The following is an 18,478-nucleotide window of genomic DNA, read 5'->3' as shown; positions in this document are numbered from 1 at the left end:
CATATGCTTTGTTTGCTGTACACTTCTTCCTTTCTTGCACCAAAAAAACGGCACAGGGCTTTTCCCCATGCTGTTCTGGATTCCATTTTTATTCCCGGTCTTGTCTCTGAGTTTAACTTAATGACTTTGGTTATTGGGGGGGGGGGGGATGTTGCTGGAATATTTCCACGATGTGCAGGTGTACTACTTCGTAGATCTTTCTGCAAAGGCATGATTTTGCTGCCGTGGCGGAAGAGGAACTATCCCATTCCATATCCTTCATCAATAACCGGCCCCGTAAATGGGGATGAAATTCCGTTAAATAAACAATTGTAGACAAAGAAAGACAAAAAAAGTCAAAACAAGTCAATGACTATTTTATGTAGTAAGTGATATATTAGGATAAATTATATTATAATGATTATTTTTTAAAAAGAAGTATTTAATTACAATATTTAGTGGAGGTTCTATGTCGGACATTAATAAATTTATGAGTATTCTTAAAATTATTATGGAAACTGAATCAATAAATTTTTTGCTAGACAATCCAGAGGTTGACCTAAGAGAGCATGGACTAACATCTATAAAATTTATACAACTCTCTACTTTAATAGAGGAGGCGTACGGAATAGTTTTCTCTGATTTGGATTTGTTATTTGATAGTTTTTGCTCCGTATCAAAAATAATGACAATGTTATCGAAGTATGAAGTAATTCTAAATTAATTTTAAAATGGCAATCTAAACTAGAATTCGGAGGATAAATCTAGTGTTAAATGGATTAACAAATTTTGAGATTATGGATTACTTAAATCGAAATGGAGAGGACAATAATAATGGTACTAAATTGAATATTACTGTACTTAGTAATGTAACGTTGGAGCTTAATCTAACACCGGCCCTAAAATATTTAGGCCTCAAAGATAACTTTAACACCTGTATTTCATATGCAACTTATGATGGCGTAATACAAGAATGTTTGAGTGAAAATTCTAATCTAATAAATCCTTCTGTAGATTTGATTCTTATATGTTTATATTTACCGAATTTGTCAAATAAACTGATGCAATACGAATTGTTAGATCAAGCTCAGATAGATACTATCTTTGTTGATATATTGAGTTATTATAAAGCCATCATAAGTGGCATCAGAAGTAAGACCAACACACCAGTCGTCTATTTGTCGTTCGACACACCAGTTTACCCTAATATTAATATTAGCCGTAAATACATCTTTGATGAAAATATGTTTATATCACAATTAAATCATGAAATAGAACAACTAACATATGAACTCAACAATATTTTTCGTATAGATATGAATTTACTAGTTCAAAGGGTAGGGTATTCGGTTTTTTTCGATAGGCGGTTATGGCATATAGCTAATGCCCCATATAGTAATATAGCAATACGTGAAATTGCCTCGGAATCTTATAAATATGTAAGTGCCTTGAAAGGGAAAGTTAAAAAATGTCTAGTTCTTGATTGTGATAATGTCTTATGGGGAGGGATTGTCGGAGAGGACGGAATGACAGGGATTTCCTTGAGTTCAAAGTACCCAGGTTCGCAGTATTATGAGTTTCAAAGTGAGGTAATCAAACTTCAAAAAAACGGAATTATTATTGCATTGTGCAGTAAAAATAATGAGCAAGATGTTTTACATATATTAGATCATCATCCGGATTCATTAATTAGAAGAGAACATGTTACTACGTATCAGATAAATTGGGATGATAAAGCAACGAATATAAAAAAAATTGCTGGAGAATTAAATATTGGTCTAGATAGCATAGTATTTATAGATGACAATCCATTTGAGATTCAGCTCGTAGAAAGTATGATACCTGAAATTACAACGATTCAATTTGATCAGAGCAAACCCTGTCAATATAAAGATTTACTGTTATCATGCGGATACTTCAATATTACGAGTCTAACCGATGAAGATAAAAAACGCGGAGAAATGTATCGAGAAGAAAAAGCAAGAAAAGAGTATTTATCTAATGTACTTGATATTAATAATTATTTGGAAACGTTAGAACTAACAGCAACTTTAGAGTATGTCAATGAATATAATCTTACCCGTATTGCTCAATTGACTCAAAAAACGAATCAATTTAATTTGACCACTGTTCGTTATACGGAAGATCAAATCAAGCATATTTGGAAAGATGACAATGCAGATTGCATAACATTGAGCTTGAAAGATCGTTTTGGTGACTTGGGAATTGTTGGGGTATGCATTGTTAAACATTATCCCCATTATACAGATATTGATACTCTTCTATTGTCTTGTCGCTCCTTAGGGAGGCAGACTGAAGAGGTTCTTCTTTACATGGCAGTGATGCTTGCCAAAGACAGAGGTTCCAGGAGAATAGTTGGATGTTACATTGAAACGGATAAAAATCAGCAAGTGAAGAACTTTTATGATAAACATGGATTTAAAGTTATCTATGAAGCTGAGTTAGTTCAATTGTCATTGTGCGAGTTGGATCAGGTAAACATAAGAATACCAGATTTTTATGTATGTAATATGCCTTTGGAAAAGGGAGCTAATTTATGAATAATACAGTATACGCCACTATAGAAGCAACAGAAATAGAGCTCTTGAAAATATGGAGACAATTGCTTAATCGAGAGGTCATAGACACAACTTCAAACTTTTTCACATTAGGTTGTCACTCATTACTTCTTGTGCAAGCAATAGAAATGATAGAGAACAAATTTAATATAAGACTTTCTTTTGAAACTTTATTGGAAAATCTAACCATCAAGGATCTTGTAACTGTTTTGCATAGGGAATCAAATGGCAAGGTACTTATTCATGAAACAAGTAATGATAATAAAAAAATATTAAACCTGCTTTCTGATTTAGATTCATTGGAGGATTAAATGCTCTATGGACTTTTACCATATACAGTATCTAAATTGTGTTCAAGTACAGACACTACATTTTTTGAAGGAACAAGGGGTGAACATTGAATTTCTATACTCACAATCTTTTGAATCATCCGATCAAATATATCATGATGCAATAATTAACAAAGAAAGTAAATATGATTTTTCTAACAATATTCGGATGTGTGATTTAGAGCTTTTAAATGTGAATAGGAACAGAGAAACATTTAATACATTTTTAGATGCACGTGATTATATTCATTCAATGTTGTGGAAAAGAAAAACACTGTTTATACAGGTGGATGAATTCTATCTTCCTTACTCGAATCAATTTGAAAAGTTCCATACAAATCATTCTAATATTCTACTAGATTATTCTATTGAAAATGAACAATATAGCTACCAGATAAAAGATAATGTAGGGTTGCATTTTGGAGAGTATTCATATTCAGATCAAGTATTAATGATGGCATTTGATAACACAACATGTTTGAAACATGTTACGGATTACACTATTCATCTACAGGATGCGGTAGAAGATCTTAAGTTGGAATTTAGAAAAAAAACTAGGGATTATTTTAAAAGCTTCAATGATAATGGGCTCCTATATAAAAAATTCCTGGAATTATTGAATAATGGTACTGATCAAGAGATTGCTAATGAATTAGAACAGTATGGAAATGCATTTGGTTTAATATCAGGTTCTAGAAGTGCATTTAATAGTTTTTTATATATTGTTTATAAAGATGACAATATAGATTTTGAGTCATTAGCGGAGTGTTTTAAAACAGCTTATGTTCTGATGGTTTCACTATATAGGGCTATATACACTAAGCAAATTCAAAGGGAACAGTTTCATCACCATTGTATGAAGATCATGGACAGTGAATTACGTTTTCTGAATAACAGCAAAAACTCTTTGTTAATGTAAGAGTACTTTGAAGGTGGTGACAATTATTGAACGGTATCCAACGAGTACTGAAAAAATCAGAAATATTGCAGGATAGGAAAAGTTTTGTGGATTGCAGAGGTATATCAATCTTTTCTTTTTTAGAAACCTATGTTGGTTCGTTTCATTGGGTGTTCTCAGATAGTTGGGGTTTTTACTATAGAGGGCTTAATCATTTTTCGGTGTATAGGGATGAAAGAATGATCCATCCTTTTGATAAAAATATTGAAGATATTTACGGAGTAAAGACACAACCTATTAGAGATTTATCGTTGAATGAAGCAGTACAACATTGTATGGGACTTGAAGTTCCTTTGTTTATTATAGCTGAAGCTTACTATGTCCCGTGGATTTCATATGATTATTTAAAGAATAAACATCCTCATTTTTTTATTATCACCGATTATAATTCACAAAAAAACGAAGTTTATATTATTGATTATTATATGAAGTTCGAAGAATGGGTGCCTCTCGAAAGAGTGGAACTTTCATATAATGCAGCAGCAGAATACACAGGTGAATATTCATTTTATTTAACAAAACCAGAAAAATTTTATCCAACCCAAACGTTACTTCAATCGCAGTTGAGATCATTACTTCATAACATTCAAGGCAGTGAACCAGAAGACGGTAACGGTGTGTACTCAGGGATCGTAGGAATTAAGAAGTTCAAAGAAGATCTGAGTTTTTGTGAGTTGGCTTCTATGGACAAGATGATTGAGAATTGGTGGAATTATCTCGGAGAGATCGGTGGTTTAAGAGAAGGAGCCTTAGAATTTATTTATTATTTAAACACTAGTCCAGATTCACCTTATCAAAATCAAATTAGTAAAGATTTATTTGCTTTACTAAATGAAACAGCGAATTTATGGTTTTCTTTTAGAAATGTTATTTACAAGTATAGAGGACAAGAGAGTTCAACTGAAAAATACACCGCTTTTTTACAAAAAATAATTGAGAATGAAGAGAAATTTATTGAAATGATTCTTAAAGAGTTGGTGAGTGGATGATAGATGCAAGAACAAGTCCATTGGTAGTAGATCTGACAAATTATTATAACAACAAAGGTGTATCCTGGGCATCTTTGGAGATTTGGGCTTCATTAGAACATTCAGGTTTGAGTTTGCCTGGAGAGTGCTTACCCAACGATGAGATTGTTAAGTGCGTCCAGGTACCATTTTACTTTCCAAAAACAAATATGGTGAACCATGATCACATTATATGTGAAGGACAAACCATAACATTGGATAAAGTGGATCAGGAGTATTCATATCTGTACTTCTTAGGTTTTAGCACATGGGGGGATTATAAAGAAATTGTTACATTAATATATGATGATTTTGAAGAAAAATCAATGATAGGTCTGTCATTTATGAATAGACTTCATTGGGATGAAAAATTAGTTTTTTTAGAAGAAGAGATAGGCATAACAATACCAAATTGTATTGATGGAAATCATAATCCTTTGATGATTTCTACGGGGATTTGGGTGAATAAAATCAGTTTAAGTAGGCATAAATTGAGAAAAATTGAGCTTTCTGATAATCCGTATATGCATATTTTTGCTATGACATTAATTTAAGAGAGGACGTGATTTTATGGACGAGCAAATGATGAGGGTAGTAATCAATGATGAAAATCAATATTCTATATGGCCTGAAGGAAAGGTGAATCCTATAGGATGGGAAAATCAAGGATTTACAGGTACACGTGCTGAATGCTTGGAATTTATTGGAACTGTATGGACGGATATGAGGCCTAATTCAATATTGAAAATATTGAAATGACAAAAAAGCAAAGTGAGTGAAAATATGAAGTATGAGAGAGCTTTATTAGAAGATTGGATGAGAGATTTTTATTACGATGCTGATTTTGATCTAGGAAGTAGCGGTGTTGAATGTATCACATTTGGGGATTTACGGAAGACGGCAAATATAAGTTTAAACGAATTAGATCAGATTGTTTTAAAAGATAGCGATTCTTTTGGTGGTGAATCATTACGGGAGGTTATCGCTAAAAGATGGGGGGATAATAACCCTGAACATGTGATGGTTACTCATGGCTCTAGTGAAGCTACATACTTGATTTTAAATTCATTGCTTGATGCTGGAGACGAAGTTGTTGTATTGAATCCAAGCTATCATCCATTAGTATCAATCCCTGAAAAAATAGGCTGTGACATAAGTTTTTGGAATATGGATTCAGATTCAGGGTTTTCGGTTGGGATGGAAGAATTAAGAGAATTAATGACAGACAAGACCAAAATGCTAGTTCTTAATTTTCCACACAATCCAACCGGAGTGACTATTACACTAAAACAATATCATGAAATCTTATCCATTGTGTCAGAGGTTGATGCATACCTGTTGTGGGATGGAGCATTTGCGGATATTGTATATGACACCGATCCTTTACCTAACCCGCTGATATATTACAAAAAAAGTATATCCACTGGAACGTTTTCAAAATCGTTTGGAATGCCTGGTCTAAGATTCGGGTGGTGTACCGCTTCCAGAGAGGTACTTGAAAAGCTGGTTCCACTTCGCGATAGATTAACACTTCATTTATCACCTCTTACTGAGTTTTTGGCGGAAAAGGCAATCCTTTGCATTGATGAAATACTGAAAAATAAAAGATTACAGGCAAAAGAAAATCTAAAAGTTTTAGAGGCTTGGATAAGTCTTCATAGTGAAACAATTACTTGGGCTAAGCCTGCTGGTGGAGTAGCTGTATTTATTAAATTTAAAGGTATTACAGATACTGAATCTTTATGTAAAGATTTAGGTGAGAGATGGAAGACTCTTTTAGTTCCTGGAAAATGTTTTGGTTATCCTGAGTATGTTCGATTAGGATTTGGTGATAATCAGGCAAAACTTATTGGTGGATTAAAAGTATTAGAGGAATATATTCAAAAAATATATCTGACTGAAGAAGAAGATCATACACATAATAGCATTCACGAATGAAATCATAAATTAAAAGGAGTGTTAGTTTATTATGTATAGAATTATGATCGAGAAAGATGAGATGCAAGTTATCGTATCACAATTGGATAAGTTAGCTTCTATATACAGCACAGTAGAAGATCCGGAATTTTTACGAAATGTCACAACTTATGCTCAACATTTACCAATTAAGTTACGTGAAGCTTTAAATGTTTTTAGGTTATATGAACCAGAGGGCGGAGTGTGTGTTATTAATGGCTATCAAATTGATGTGAATCAATTAGTGAAAACGCCTACACATTGGGCTAACAAACCAGTACCGTCACCTACAATTAGAGAAGATATATTTTTCTCATTATGTGCTTCTTTGCTAGGTGACTACATTGGTTGGGCAACGCAGCAAGATGGTTATTTACTCCACGATATCTTCCCTATAGAAGGTCATGAACAAGAACAACTAGGATCAGGAAGTGAATGCCTTCTTACTTGGCATACTGAGGATGCATTTCATCCTTATCGTACAGATTATTTAGGTTTGATGTGTCTTAAAAATCCAGACGACGTAGAAACAACGTTTGCGAGAATGAATAACATTAAATTGAGTAGTAAATATGCAGCCATTTTATTTGAAAAAAGATTTATTATTCGCCCGGATGAATCTCATCTAAAGAAGAATAGGTCTTCTTCTGAAAGATACTTAGGGGCTAGTCCAGATTTACTAGAGAGAAGTTATGAGCGAATTAATCAGATGAACATACAGCCCGAAAAAGTCGCTGTATTGTTTGGTGATCCTGATGAACCATATCTTCGTATCGACCCTTATTTTATGGATCATATTGAAGACGATGAAGAAGCAATGGAAGCACTCAACTATTTAATAAACGAAATAGATAACCAGATTGAAAGTGTTGCATTACAATCCGGAGATATTTTGTTCCTGGACAATTATAAGGTTATACACGGGAGAAAACCATTTAAGGCAAAATATGACGGTAATGATCGATGGTTAAAGCGACTTAATATTGTTAGAGATTTAAGAAAATCCAGGGACGCCAGGGTCAACCCTGAAAGTCGAATCATATTTTAGATCCATTAAAACAAAAATAATAGTGTTAAAGGGATGAAGATATGAGAATGAAAACCAGACTTTTAGTACCAGGACCTACACCGACTCCACCGGAAGTAAAACTTGCTGCTATGCAAGAATTAATTGATGAAAGAACTTCAGAATTTGGAGTGATTTATTCAAGAGTAGTAAGTAATTTGAAAAAGCTCATGTGTACTGATAATGATATTTTTATGTTTGCATCAAGTATAACGGGTGCTTCAGAAAGTATTATTCAAAATTTATTTTCACCTGGTGACAAGATTCTGGTCGCAAGTAATGGATTTTTTGGTGAAAGATGGATAAAATTGTGTCAGGCCTTCGGTTTAGATGTGATAGAGTTGGACTTTAAGTGGGGAAATAAAATTGATAACGAAATGGTAAAGTCCAGCATCTCTAATGACCCTGACATTAAGGCGGCGATTTGCGTACACTGTGAAACTTCAACAAGTATGGTGAATGATGTTAAAGGTTTTTGTGAAGCCGCAAATGGAGTATTAAAAATAGTAGATGGTGCATCTTCACTTGGAGTCTGCAAATTGAAAACTGATGAGTGGGGGATCGATGTTCTTGTATCTGGTGGACAAAAAGCGATGATGTGTCCCCCTGGATTATCCTTTATTAGTGTCAGCAATCGTGCTTGGAAGTATCATTTAGATTCTAGGATGTCCCGTTTTTACTTTGATTGGAGCCTGGCGAAGGAGAATATTGATTCATCTCCGTCACCTTGGACTCCAGCAATTAGTTTAATAATGCAATTAGATACTGCAATTTTGAGGATGTTGGAAGAAGGTCTTGATAACATTTTACAGCGCCATATTGTATTAGGAAGAATGGTGCGAAGTGGAGTACAGGCGATAGGATTAACTTTATTTGCATCAGATTCCGATGTTAATTCGGCTGTTACTGCTGTTATATTACCAGATTTCATACCTGCTGATAGCTTTCTCAAAAGTTTAAATCTTAAGTACGGAATTCAGGTTGCTCCAGGGGTTGGTGAACTGAAAAATCGGATTATTAGGATTGGACATTGTGGGTATTTTGATGTGTTCGATATATTAAATGTCCTATCAGCAATTGAATTGTTGCTCTATCAGTATGGATATCATCATCAATTCGGTAGTGCAGTTGTTGCAGCACAAAAAGTCCTTGTAGAGGAGGAAGGGGCAATTGTTAGCGACCTATTACTCTCATAATCAACTTGATTATCCGAAAGAGAAATGTGTGCACACTTTATTTGAAGAAATTGCTGCTCTGAGACAAGACGATATTGCAGTAACGTGTGATATTGAGTCGCTAACATATAAGGAATTAGATAGTTATAGTAACCAATTAGCTAACTATTTAGTAGAAATTGGAGTAAGCAACGAAAAGTCTGTATGCCTGTGTATGGATCATTCTATCTGGTTGCTAGTTTCAATCATTGCAGTACTAAAAACTGGTGGTAATTATGTTCCTATTGACCCGAGTTATCCTTCTGAACGAATTAATTACATTCTAAATGATACTAAAGCCTCAGTTGTAATTACTCTACCAGAGAACACACAAATAATGCCGGATGGAAATTATACAATTATTGAAATCGGGAAAAACTGGACAGGGTTTTTATCGGGTAATGATACTTTAGTAGGTAATATACACACCAGTGGAAACACGGCATGTATCATTTATACCTCGGGCTCTACAGGAAGACCAAAAGGTGTTCTCATCACACATCAAAATCTTGTTGCATTGGCATATGCAGGTTCTAAAGAATTTGGACTTTCGGAAAAGGATTGTTTTTTACAGGTGGCATCAACAAGCTTCTCAGCTGCATTGGAGGAGTTATACCCTGCTCTTTTGAGTGGTTCGAGAATTGTGTATTCCTGTGATCGAAAATCGTTATCCTCTATTCATGAATTAATTAATATTGTGCAAAGGAACCAGGTTACTGTATTTGAGGTAACAACGGCACATTGGCACGAGTTAAATGAAGAAATTGTAAATAATAATTTAAGATTATCTGACAGTCTTCGTCTAGTTATTATGGGTGGAGAACGGGCGATTGAGAAACACTATAATAATTGGAAAAAGCAAAATATAGAACTCATACATGTATATGGGCCAACTGAAACAACAGCTACAGCAACTTATTTTAAATGTAATAACTATACATCCAAGAATACAGAAAACTTAGAGTGGCGTTTGCCTATAGGTAAGGCTATTGCTAATTTAGAAGTATATGTGCTGGATGATAACCTCGATCCTGTTCCACAAGGGACTCATGGAGAGTTATATGTCGGTGGTGACCTAGTCACAAATGGTTATCTTAATCAAGCAATACTTACAGCTGAGAAATTTTTACCAAATCCGTTTAGCAAGAAGCTAGGCGATCGTATGTATAAAACAGGCGATAATGTAATGGTTTTGCCGGATGGCAATCTAGAGTTTTTGGATAGAAAAGATAAGCAAGTGAAGATTCGAGGTTTTCGAATAGAATTGTCAGAAATCGAATTTACTATAGAAAAACATTCTTCAGTAAAACAAGCACTATTGCTTATTCACGATAAAGTGAATGGTGATAAGCAGATGATAGCCTTTATTTTGCCAGCAGAAAGACAAATGATAATTGATATACCAGAGATAAGGGAATTTGTAGCAAAATATCTACCTTCTTATATGGTTCCAGAGTTTTTTATAGTCGTAGAGAAATTTCCTTTAACGAATAATGGAAAAATTGATCATAAAGCAGTATTATCACTTTTCACAGACTATAACTACAGCTTCGCTCAAATACAACCCAGGAATAAAATGGAGCAGACTTTGCTTGAAATATGGAAAAATTATATGGGAATTACTCAGTTTGGAGTAACGGATAGTTTTTATGAGATAGGGGGTAACTCTATCATCGCTGGTAGGATAACAGCCGCCATCCGAAGCAGTTTAGGTGTGAATCTATTACCATCACTTATTTTTCAAAAAGTCACTATTGAGGCATTATCTGAGCATTTACTTAATCAAACCTTAAGTCAAGTAGAAGAAGAATTTCGCGTAATCGCAAAGGTTAAGAAAAAAGTACAACTAATTTCTAAAACATTGACAGATCAACTTGGATTGAACATTAAGGGGCTAGCCTCAGTATCGCAGAATGGTATCTGGATAATCAGCAAGATGAATGTTCCGAAGCATTTATATAATGAGCCGTGGATATTAAAAATGAGAGGCACTCTGAATGAAAAAGCATTGGAGAGGGCAATACAGACAATTATTCAAAGACACGAGATTCTGCAAGGAAAACTCACCTCATTGGATGGACAGCCTCTAATCATATTAGGAAATGAAAGTTACTCTTTTAACAAGGTAATTGCTAATGAAGATAAGGCAAGAGAGTTGATAAAAAGTGAAGTTATTCAGCCTTTTGATTTAATGGAAGGTGGATTAATTCGTACAACGTTATACCAAATTTCTAAAGAACGATTTTTCCTGTTATTTAATTTTCATCATATTATTTTTGATGGATTATCTATGAATTTATTATTAAAAGAATTATCCATTCTATATAAAGCATTTAGTGAGAGTCAGAATAATCCATTACCATCACTTGAGGTACAGTATACAGATTATGCATTTTGGCAAAGGCATAGATTAAAAGGTGATGAGCTATTTAATAAACAGCAATTTTGGAAAGAACAATTACAGAACCTTGATGAAATAATAAGTTTTCCATCTGATTTTTCAAGGCCAGAAATACTGAGTTATCTAGGTAAGAACATGGTTATTAGTTTATCTGAAAGTGAGACCAATTCAATACTAAATATTTGTCGACGTAATGAAATGACTTTGTTTGTTTACTTGTTAGCGGCTTTTAAAATTCTAATTTGTCATGAGACAAAAAAGAACGATATTGTCATTGGAACGCCAGTAAATGGTCGAAATTATAGTGCATTTGAACCGCTTATAGGTCTTTTTATAAACATGTTGCCAATAAGATCTGAAATTAATTGCAATGATTCAATTTTGCAGCTCATGAACAATATCAAGTTAGAATGTTTAAAAGCATTTAATAATCAGGATATAACATTTGATCAAATTGTTGAGGCTGTAAATCCGGGACGTTCTAGAAATCTCCATCCAATATTTCAAATCTTGTTTGAATTGGAAGAAGATCCGTTACAAGGCATTGAAGACTCGACCGAATTATCCTTTATTGGTATAGAAGATATTCCAACAAATACAGCAAAGTATGACGTAGCTGTTGTTAATAAATTGTACGGGGAGCGATTGGAAATTTCTCTTACTTATAGTTCGGATCTTTTTAGTGAGAAGACTATGCGTAAGATATTAAACTCTTATTATTTTATTATTTTATGTATATCTGAAATAGGTAGTGAAAAGCTGGCGGAGTTCACTGTGAATGAAGTGATGAAAAAAAGTTTGAAAAGTGAGGTTGATACTGATGTTGGATACTAGGATTAACGGAAACCTTGATATTGACAATTTTTCGGAATATTTGAATAAGGGTATACATGAATTGTTTTATGAACAGGTTGTTATGAATCCAGAGCGTGTTGCTATCAGTTGCTTAGGTAAATCACTTACTTATATGGAAGTTCATCAAATCACGGAAAATCTAGCTAACCACTTGGTTGGAAAAGGAGCCGGAGTTGAAAAAATTGTAGCTGTTTGTGTAGAACGTTCACTAGATTTAGTACTAATATTGTTATCTGTTCTTAAAAGTGGATCTGCTTATCTGTTCATTGAGCCCAATACGCCAACTGACAGGATTAGCTACATTGTGAATGATATTTCACCAGTACTACTAATTACAGCAGAAGAATTTCCAGTCATTATACCTGAATGTAATGTAGATATACTACAGTTGAGTATGGACTGGAAGACTAGTATTTCTGGAAAGCAAAGAAGTGAGATTGAAATTAATCCAGATAATTTGGCATACGTTAGTTATACTTCTGGGACAACCGGAGTACCAAAAGGGGTAAGTATACCACATAAGGGTGTTGTACGTCTTGTTAAAGGCTGGGGTAAGGTGAATACTGACGATGTATTTTTACAAGTCTCATCTTCAGCATTTGATGCATCAACCTTAGAAATTTGGAGTCCTTTGTGTAACGGTGGAAGATGTGCAGTATATGGTCCAGGGCAAGTCTCACCTGATAGATTGGCGGAGACGATGGTTAATGAACAGGTTACGACCGGTTGGTTCACTTCAGGTTTATTTAATGTGATGGTAGATAATCATTTATGTGCTTTTTCTGAGTTGAAACATGTGATTGCCGGGGGAGATGTATTATCACCAACTCACGTTACAAAATTATTGAATGCTTATCCTAATATATATTTTACTAACGGGTATGGGCCAACAGAAAATACAACATTTACAACGACTTGGACAATTAATCAACATCATCCTGAAGACAAAGTGCCTATCGGTAAACCGATTAAAGGCTCAGATGTTATTATCCTTGATGATAATTTAGAACTTGTTCCTGATAACGTAATTGGTGAATTATATGCATTTGGAGAAGGCCTCGCTAGATGCTATGTTAATAAGCCGGCTGAAACAGCTCAAAAATTTTTACCTAATCCTTTCGGAAGACCTGGCGAAAGAATGTATAAAACAGGGGACTTAGCTATTAGGAGAGAAGATGGTGTCATTGAATTTCTTGGTCGGAAGGATCAACAGGTCAAAATCAGGGGTTATCGAGTGGAAATTTCCGAAATCGAAATAACATTGTCAGCACATCCTGAAGTGAATAATGTTGTAGTGGAAGTTCAAAAGGATATGATCAGAGGAAATATTCTTATTGCTTATATCGTTGTAGATAGAAATACAGGGGATCATGTGCGTCTAATTACGGAGTTGAGAGAGTATTTAAAAAGCAAGCTTCCATACTTTATGATTCCATGGGCAATTATCCCATTAGATGAGATCCCATTGTCCAATAACGGCAAAATTAATCGTAAAGAACTACCTGTAAATCTGAGAACTCCACGAGGTCTTAAGGTTGAATATGTAGAGCCAAGAAATGAACTGGAATTAGAACTTGCTCGTATTTGGGGAGATCTTCTATTAAAGGAACCTATCGGTATTAATGATGATTTCTTTGATTTAGGTGGTCATTCATTGTTAGCGGCTGAATTGCTATTACAAATCCAGAATGTCCTAGGAATACAGATACCAGCAAGAATTTTGTACTTTAATTCAACAATAAGTGAATTAGCATCGGAAGTTAAGAAAACAAAATTGGAGGTGTTAGCTAATGCGAATGAGTAAAGTATTAGATTCCTCGCAAGTAGACCCTAATTCTATCGATTTACTTAATCCTAGCTTTTATGGTGAAGGTGATCCTCATCTCGTTTGGGATGCTATGAGAAAGCGCGCTCCAATTCATTGGCAGAACGTAGAAGGTAAGGATGGGTTTTGGTCAGTAACCAAATATGAAGATTCCTTAAGAGTATTGAAAGATCATAATGACTTCACATCTACAAGAGGGACTTTGTTATCTATTCTTGGGGTGGAGGATCCAGCCGGAGAAAAACAAATGGCAGTAACCGATCCACCAAAACATGCAATATTAAGAGTTCCTCTGCAAAAAGCATTAAATCCAAGAGAAATCGAAAAGCATATTCCTAGAATCCGCAATGAAATCCGTAAATTGTTGTTACCTATGGCTTTAGGGGAACCTATTGATTTAGCTACATCGATGGCTAGTATTTCCACAGCAGCAGCAGGGCTTATCTTAAATTTGCCATCAGAAGATTGGCCGTTACTAACTCGTTTAACTAATGCATCGATTGCACCGGATGATCCAGAGTATTTGTTACCTGCTGGCCCAGAAGAAACAATGAAAAGAGCCCATCGAGAACTATTTGCTTATTTTCATGATGTTGTATCAGACCGAAGGAAGTCACCTAAAGAGGATATTGTCAGCATTCTGCTAGATATTGAAATGGATGGTGAGAGGTTAACTCAGGGTAATATTGTGTCTAATCTTTATAGTTTGTTATTAGGAGCAAACGTTACAACTCCACACGTCCCAACAGCATCATTTTTAGAACTTATTGAGAACGATCTATATGAAGACTGGATGTTGAATTTCAGTGAGTATGCACAATCCGGGTTAGATGAAGCATTAAGATGGTCGTCACCTGCAAGTCATTTCATGAGATATGCTAAAAATGATGTGGTGTTAAGGGGTAAACAGATTAAAAAAGGCGATGCTGTTGTTGTGTGGATTGGCTCGGCAAACCGTGATGAGGATATTTTCTCCAATCCGTATCAATTTGATATAAGACGTAAGCCTAATAAACATATTTCGTTTGGATTTGGTCCACATCATTGTGTAGGACATTTTGCGGCTAAACAAACGCTTGGAATTTTGTTTGAAGAAGTTTTTACAAATTTTGAAAGTATTAAATTAGCTGCTACACCAGAACATTTAAGTTCAAACTTTATTGCTGGAATTAAACATATGCAGATTCTTGCTCATCCTAAAAAGTGCGCTGAAATGACATTGTCTGAAATAACATTATCTGAAGTGAATTAATTGGTTAATAAACATTATGAGATCTGGAGTGATAAGTGTGCACCATACCAGTACTGCAGGTTCAAACAAATGGTTATTAAGTGAGCCCAATAAAGATAGTCAGGCACGTATATTTTGCCTTCCATATTCAGGTTGCGGTGCAAGTATGTATAGGTTATGGCCAAAATTTTTTGGAGATATAGAGATATGTCCCGTACAACTACCTGGTAGAGAGAGTAGAGTTCGTGACCGTGGATATAAATCATATGAAGATCTTGTGAAAGATATGATTGAAGAGTTATCACCATATTTTGATAAGGATTTCGCATTTTTTGGTCATTGTGGTTCAGCACTTATTGCATATGAAGCGACATTGCAGCTACAAACAAAAGGAATCTGTATACCGAAAAGGTTATTTATTTCTTCTCAAGTAGCACCACATGAAGGGCCATTTGGAAGATTTCTTCATTTAACGGATGAAGAGTTAAGAATCGAATTGGAGATCATCACTAGAAAAATGGGAGGGGTACCTATCCAGGACTTACTAGATTTTCAGGTATCAATCCTTTGTAAAGATATTGGGATGAACAAACGTTATTCTGATAAAGAAATTGTCCAATTAGTTTCGCCATTAGTTACTTTTGGTTGGACCAATGATTCTGAAATTAATCCAAATCAAATGACAGGCTGGTCACAGTATGGTGAGGTGTCTCAGCATCTTATAGAAGGGGACCACTATCAATTCCTTTCAGCACCAGAGGAATTTGTAAAAATAATACAAGGATCTATGAAATAGTACATTTAAACCATGGTTCAAATGGGTAAGAGATGTATAGGGGGAGTTTTTAATGAAAGCTTCAAAAAAAGCATTACGAAGATTTCTTCTTGCTTCCAGCCAGCTTCTCTGGACAAAGGATAAGGATAAACCAATAAATGTGAACGGTGATCAGATAATAAATATGATAAAAAGTCTAGAATGTGTTCAGATTGATTCAGTAACGACTGTAAATCGTAATCATGATCTTGTTCTAGCATCGCGGGTAAAAAAATATTCTTCTGATTATCTGCCTCAGTTACAGGAAGAAGGTAGATTGTTTGAATACGTAGCTAATGCAGCGTGTTTGCTACCAATGGATGATTATCCGATTTTTGAATCGACTCGGCGTCAGTACCGCGAATGGCATTCTGCAGATTTATCCAAAAACAGTGATATAGTGGCTAGTATTTTATCCCGAATTGAAGCTGAAGGAGAACTTCCAGCAAGTGCTTTTCAATCTAATCAACTTGTTAATGGTTACTGGGATAATGGAGCACCAAAGACAAAGCTAACATCACATTTACTTAATCTTTTGCATGATGTTGGGACAATTCATATTGTGAAAAGACAAGGAAATACACGCTATTTTGATGTAACTGAACGGGCTGTTTCTGCTGACTTACGTAGACAAGCAAGAGAAATGAGCAACTATGAATCTGAAAAATATCTTATGGAAAAATACATGCGAGCTTATCGTATCTTCGATCTAAGTGATTCTAGGTTTGGTTGGAAGTCTCATACAGCAAGGAGAAGAACAGAATTAATAGATGAGTATATAAAGAACGGCATCGTAGTTCCTCTGGATGTTGATGGTGTGCACCGCAAATATTTTTTACTTGCTGAGGATGCTGAAGAGCTATTTAAATACGAATGTGATGATACTCGAGTAGCCTCTAATGTTATAACTTTTTTACCTCCATTAGATAATTTGCTTTGGAGACGCAAGCGGATAATAGATTTCTTTGATTTTGATTACAAATGGGAGATTTATATTCCCGAAAAGAAAAGAAAATATGGTTCATATACTATGCCTATCCTAGAAGGGGATAGATTTATTGGTCGGATTGACTCAAAAATAGACAGAAAAAATGGCGAGATGATAATTAACCTCCTTGAACTTGAGCCTGGCATTAGAAGAACCAAAAAGCTATTTAGTAATATTTCAAAAGCAATTGTACATTTCTCTACAAGCAATGGGGCGAAGCGGATAAAATTTAACTCTTCAGAGTTAGAAGCATTATTCCAGGATACATAGTTATAGAATGGAGAGTATAATGAGGAAAATTGTGTCCGTTTATAAAATTTCAAATGAACAATTAGAATCAATTGCTCAGACTGCTCCTGATTGGTATGTTATAAATGGAAATGATTGCGCTAACTTAGCAAATGAGTTGGTAGAAGCTGAAATTGTTCTTGGTTATTGTGATGAAGTTTTGACTAACTGCTTGCAATTAAAATCAAAATTGAAGTGGCTTCAATGTATAGGTTCTGGAGTTGATAATGTACCGATAGCTACATTGTCGAATAGGAATATCATTATAACAACGACTCGTGGAATTCACGCAAGCCCAGTAGCAGAAACGATATTTGCAATGATCCTTTCTTTAACTCGGCACCTTCATTTGTCTATAAGAAACCAGATGGTTCAAAAGTGGCTGACTACAGGCGAATTAGGTGAAGTAAATGGGAAGACTCTCGGAATTATTGGGGTTGGGTCCATCGGTTTAGAAGTAGCAAGAATCGGTAAATCATTTGGCATGGAAGTTATTGGTCTTCGCAATTCAGGGCAACCTTCTCCTTACGTAGACAGGATGTACGGTATTGATGGGCTAGATGAATTATTAATTCATAGCGATTACATAGTAAATATATTACCTCTTAATAAAAATACCAGGCATATCATTGGTTCAGCACAGTTCAGATTAATGAAAAACACAGCGATTTATATCAATGTCGGAAGAGGAATGACTACGAATACTGAGGCAATGATTGTTGCTTTACAAAAGGGTGAAATTGCTGCAGTTGGTCTAGATGTTTTCGAAACAGATCAACTGCCTCCTGATAGTCCTTTATGGTTGATGGAGAATGTAATAATTACACCATATAACGCGGGTCTTTCAAATCAACATGATCAAAGGGTTGTGAATATTTTTAATCAAAATCTTAAAAGTTACATACTTACAGGAAATCCTCGAATAAACATCATCAATTCCAAGATGAAGTAGTACATTTACTATAGGTTAAAGCATCGTGAAGGAGTT

General features: G+C 34.8%; 16 protein-coding genes. All 16 read left to right on the top strand.

Going from position 1 to position 18,478, the window contains the following annotated elements:
* The first annotated feature begins 448 nt into the window (after nt 1-448).
* Nucleotides 449-703, top strand: coding sequence for an acyl carrier protein (locus BLS49_RS25730; protein WP_091227590.1), 255 nt, complete (start codon nt 449-451; stop codon nt 701-703).
* Between the two features lie 43 nt (nt 704-746).
* Nucleotides 747-2,540 carry an HAD-IIIC family phosphatase gene (locus BLS49_RS06145; protein WP_091227588.1) on the top strand — a complete coding sequence of 598 codons (1,794 nt, stop codon included), beginning with the start codon at nt 747-749 and terminating at the stop codon, nt 2,538-2,540.
* Nucleotides 2,537-2,869 carry a phosphopantetheine-binding protein gene (locus BLS49_RS06140; protein ID WP_091227586.1) on the top strand — a complete coding sequence of 111 codons (333 nt, stop codon included), beginning with the start codon at nt 2,537-2,539 and terminating at the stop codon, nt 2,867-2,869. The genes BLS49_RS06145 and BLS49_RS06140 overlap by 4 nt, the downstream gene beginning before the upstream one ends.
* Before the next feature lie 79 nt (nt 2,870-2,948).
* A complete protein-coding gene (locus BLS49_RS06135) occupies nt 2,949-3,806 on the top strand; it encodes a cysteine peptidase family C39 domain-containing protein (RefSeq protein WP_139173102.1) in 858 nt (285 codons plus the stop codon).
* A 26-nt stretch (nt 3,807-3,832) separates the two neighbouring features.
* Complete coding sequence (locus BLS49_RS06130) at nt 3,833-4,834, top strand: hypothetical protein (protein ID WP_091227583.1); 1,002 nt, start codon at nt 3,833-3,835, stop codon at nt 4,832-4,834.
* Nucleotides 4,831-5,406 carry a hypothetical protein gene (locus BLS49_RS06125; RefSeq protein ID WP_091227581.1) on the top strand — a complete coding sequence of 192 codons (576 nt, stop codon included), beginning with the start codon at nt 4,831-4,833 and terminating at the stop codon, nt 5,404-5,406. The genes BLS49_RS06130 and BLS49_RS06125 overlap by 4 nt, the downstream gene beginning before the upstream one ends.
* A 16-nt stretch (nt 5,407-5,422) precedes the next feature.
* Nucleotides 5,423-5,611 (top strand): MbtH family protein, encoded by a 189-nt coding sequence (locus BLS49_RS06120; protein ID WP_175471328.1) that lies wholly within the window; start codon nt 5,423-5,425, stop codon nt 5,609-5,611.
* Between the two features lie 24 nt (nt 5,612-5,635).
* Nucleotides 5,636-6,790, top strand: a complete 1,155-nt coding sequence (gene vioD, locus BLS49_RS06115) for a capreomycidine synthase (protein ID WP_091227580.1) — start codon at nt 5,636-5,638, stop codon at nt 6,788-6,790.
* Between the two features lie 31 nt (nt 6,791-6,821).
* A complete protein-coding gene (gntD, locus tag BLS49_RS06110) occupies nt 6,822-7,856 on the top strand; it encodes a guanitoxin biosynthesis L-enduracididine beta-hydroxylase GntD (protein ID WP_091227578.1) in 1,035 nt (344 codons plus the stop codon).
* A 47-nt stretch (nt 7,857-7,903) separates the two neighbouring features.
* The gene (locus BLS49_RS06105; protein ID WP_175471327.1) at nt 7,904-9,070 is read left to right on the top strand and encodes a pyridoxal-phosphate-dependent aminotransferase family protein; all 1,167 of its coding nucleotides are present in this window, start codon (nt 7,904-7,906) and stop codon (nt 9,068-9,070) included.
* Nucleotides 9,045-12,323 carry a non-ribosomal peptide synthetase gene (locus tag BLS49_RS06100; protein ID WP_091227574.1) on the top strand — a complete coding sequence of 1,093 codons (3,279 nt, stop codon included), beginning with the start codon at nt 9,045-9,047 and terminating at the stop codon, nt 12,321-12,323. Before BLS49_RS06105 ends, BLS49_RS06100 begins: the two co-directional genes overlap by 26 nt.
* Entirely contained in the window at nt 12,310-14,148 is a 1,839-nt protein-coding gene (locus tag BLS49_RS06095; protein ID WP_091227573.1) for a non-ribosomal peptide synthetase, read from the top strand. Before BLS49_RS06100 ends, BLS49_RS06095 begins: the two co-directional genes overlap by 14 nt.
* The gene (locus BLS49_RS06090) at nt 14,135-15,421 is read left to right on the top strand and encodes a cytochrome P450 (protein ID WP_091227571.1); all 1,287 of its coding nucleotides are present in this window, start codon (nt 14,135-14,137) and stop codon (nt 15,419-15,421) included. The genes BLS49_RS06095 and BLS49_RS06090 overlap by 14 nt, the downstream gene beginning before the upstream one ends.
* Before the next feature lie 37 nt (nt 15,422-15,458).
* Nucleotides 15,459-16,196, top strand: a complete 738-nt coding sequence (locus tag BLS49_RS06085; protein WP_217640036.1) for a thioesterase II family protein — start codon at nt 15,459-15,461, stop codon at nt 16,194-16,196.
* Between the two features lie 52 nt (nt 16,197-16,248).
* A complete protein-coding gene (locus BLS49_RS06080; RefSeq protein ID WP_091227568.1) occupies nt 16,249-17,472 on the top strand; it encodes a DNA glycosylase AlkZ-like family protein in 1,224 nt (407 codons plus the stop codon).
* Between the two features lie 19 nt (nt 17,473-17,491).
* Entirely contained in the window at nt 17,492-18,442 is a 951-nt protein-coding gene (locus BLS49_RS06075; RefSeq protein WP_091227565.1) for a D-2-hydroxyacid dehydrogenase, read from the top strand.
* The last annotated feature ends 36 nt before the right edge of the window (nt 18,443-18,478 follow it).

The organism is Fontibacillus panacisegetis (assembly GCF_900102215.1).
GTDB classification, from domain to species: domain Bacteria; phylum Bacillota; class Bacilli; order Paenibacillales; family Paenibacillaceae; genus Fontibacillus; species Fontibacillus panacisegetis.
Note: the sequence above shows the minus strand (reverse complement) of the source record. Positions and strands in the feature narration are given on the sequence as shown.